Consider the following 2347-nt stretch of genomic DNA (forward strand, 5'->3'; position numbering starts at 1 on the left):
GCTTGCGCACTGCGCGCACCGCCGAATCCGGCGTGGCGTCGGTGGAGGCGACGACGAAGTCGAGCTCCTTGTCGCCGATATTTTTGCCGAGCACGTTGAGCGCGGTCTGGAAGCCGCGCATGCCGTCTTCGCCGAGCACCGTGTAGGTGCCTTCGAGCGTCGCTGTGACGCCGACCTTGATCTTGTCGGCGGCGTGCGCCGTGGTCGCCAATAGCAGCGCCGTCAGCGCTGCGAGCCCCAAACCGCCTCTCACCATCGTCGATCCTCCCTCTGTGCCGGATCGTTGCCCGGCGTGATGTGACGGGGCCGTGTGCGTTGCGCGGCCCTCGTATTGGCCGCAAGGCTAGCGCAGGACGGGCGGCCGGCGCGCCGGATCGACCATGCCAAGCTTGACGGGCAGTCTCATTTTGCATGTTGCGTCGCGGCTTGCGATTGCGGCGCAACACGAGGTTGCGATGGACTTCGAAGCCGGAAGCCGGACGACTGTTCTCGATTTCACTATCAACAGCACAGCCGCGCGCATCCTCGCGGCGCATTGCGCCCGAGCTTTGGCGGCAGCATCGCCCTCTGACAACGAGAGGGCGCAGGGAAGGCCGGGAGCTCGCCGCCCCCATGGCCCGCGTGCGAAAAAGAGTGCACGCGGCGGTTACCACAGGTTCGGCCGAGATTCCCCGGCCTTCCCTGCGCGATGGTTTTAACGGTTGCTCCGCGCTCTCCCCAGGGACCGGCTTTCTTGCCCCTGTCTTGCGACAACGCTGACGCGTTGCGCAGGCATCAGCACCGGGATGCCAGGACCACACGGCTTGGCCGTCCGCAACGGCGCGTTCGTCGGCGTGATCAGATCACGCTGCGCGCCCTCGCGGCCCACCGCTCCCCGCCTCCACGTCCGTGACGATCGCGAAACGCCCCTCTGCACGAGGCGGGATGGCGGCAGGATGCGGCTGATTTGGGGTCAGCTCAAAGCAATATATTTTTCGCGTGAGATCTGGACAGGGGTGATGGCGTTGAAAGCACAATAAAAATTAGGTTTTAGGCGCAAGTCAATTCGATAACGAATGCACCTCATCTAGCGCGCGCCAAATCGACTGTGCGCGATGGCATGGCGAGGCAGCATTCGGCGGCTCGCATGCGCTATTTTCCCTCTATCTTGTCAATCAATTGCTGTCGTGGACCGCGTCCGCCGATATCCTTCTCAATCATCGCGAACAGTCCTTTGCCGGCACTGGCCTTTTCCCACAACGCGCCGACGAGCCGCTTCTCGTTGGTATCGTCCTTGCCTACACCAGCAAGGTGCTCGCCCTTGTACTCCACCACGAAAGTTCGGCCATCCTTCAGCTTCGCGACAAAGTCGGGATAGAAGGAGCCAGCAGCCAGCGGCAGTCGAAACGAATTGGCGTGCTGCGCGAATTCGACCTTGTCGTTCAGGCGCCTGACGATGTACCGGTAGCGGAAGCCGGCCAGCCCCCCATGACACGACGCCCATCACACCGCGACGATCAGGGGGTAATCGAACGCCTCGCCGGCCGGCTGCAGCGTGGTGCCCGGGCTCGACTGGGCATCGATCAGCTTCTTGGTAACGCGCGCGCGATCTCGAGGGGTTCCTGTATCGTGCGGCCCTGCGCCATCAGACCCTGCACGTCGTCGCTGGTCGCGAGGTACACGCTCTCCGGCAGCTTCTCGATGTGCAGCTGAACCACACGTTCCACGATACGATCTCCCGTCGACCAGGCGCTGCCATATCTTGAACTTGCGCACATTCTTTATGATCCCGCACCGGGCATCAAGTGCAAGGTTTGCGGTCGCGGACTGCCATGCGCGGCGAGGCCTTCTCTGTCGCGACGATTTCCCGCCGGCGCACGCCCGACGGCGACGGGGCCTTGAATGCGGCGACATATCTACACAGAATATGCCTGCCACCCAAACGGCATGAGGCCAAAACCGTGTCCACCTTCACCAACTCCGAGTTCGACCGGGATACTAGCAGCGCCAGGAAAGCAGCGGTGAATGGCCCCGTGTTCATCACCGATGGCGGCCAGCCGACCCACGTCCTGCTGACGATCGGGTACTATTTGCGCCTGACCGATGCGCGCTCGAACCTCGCCGAGGCGCTCGCGCAGCCCGACACAGACTTCGATTTCGAGCCGGGGCGGATGGGCACACTGGCCGAATTCCTGCTCGCTTCGCCGCTATGCGGCACCGATCTCGACATTGCACGTAAACACGATACGCCGCGTGACGTCGAGCCGTGAGCCGCGGCTAGCCTCCACAACACTTCTTGTACTTCTTCCCACTCCCGCACGGACAGGGATCATTGCGGCCGACCTTCGGCGCGTTCGAACGCGCAGGC

The 2347-nt window shown here is 63.2% G+C and carries 4 protein-coding genes and 1 pseudogene; 1 reads left to right on the forward strand and 4 read right to left on the reverse strand.

The window, feature by feature from the left end:
• The 3 genes and pseudogenes from WA702_RS01805 to WA702_RS01815 all read right to left on the reverse strand — a co-directional run.
• Positions 1 to 256: pseudogene (locus WA702_RS01805) on the reverse strand (ABC transporter substrate-binding protein); the annotation flags it as partial.
• A gap of 875 nt (positions 257 to 1131) precedes the next feature.
• On the reverse strand, positions 1132 to 1314 hold the full coding sequence (locus WA702_RS01810) for a hypothetical protein (RefSeq protein ID WP_425108813.1): 183 nt from the start codon (positions 1312 to 1314) through the stop codon (positions 1132 to 1134).
• Between the two features lie 248 nt (positions 1315 to 1562).
• Complete coding sequence (locus WA702_RS01815; RefSeq protein ID WP_425108814.1) at positions 1563 to 1706, reverse strand: type II toxin-antitoxin system HicB family antitoxin; 144 nt, start codon at positions 1704 to 1706, stop codon at positions 1563 to 1565.
• 105 nt (positions 1707 to 1811) lie between these two features.
• Here WA702_RS01815 and WA702_RS01820 point away from each other — a divergent pair, with 105 nt between their 5' ends.
• Positions 1812 to 2249, forward strand: coding sequence for a hypothetical protein (locus WA702_RS01820; protein WP_425108815.1), 438 nt, complete (start codon positions 1812 to 1814; stop codon positions 2247 to 2249).
• Positions 2250 to 2256: 7 nt separating this feature from the next.
• Here WA702_RS01820 and WA702_RS01825 read toward each other — a convergent pair.
• Positions 2257 to 2347 (reverse strand): SEC-C metal-binding domain-containing protein (locus WA702_RS01825; protein ID WP_425108816.1); only part of this gene is annotated, 91 nt, incomplete at its 5' end.

The organism is Bradyrhizobium sp., from assembly GCF_049798375.1.
GTDB lineage: Bacteria > Pseudomonadota > Alphaproteobacteria > Rhizobiales > Xanthobacteraceae > Bradyrhizobium.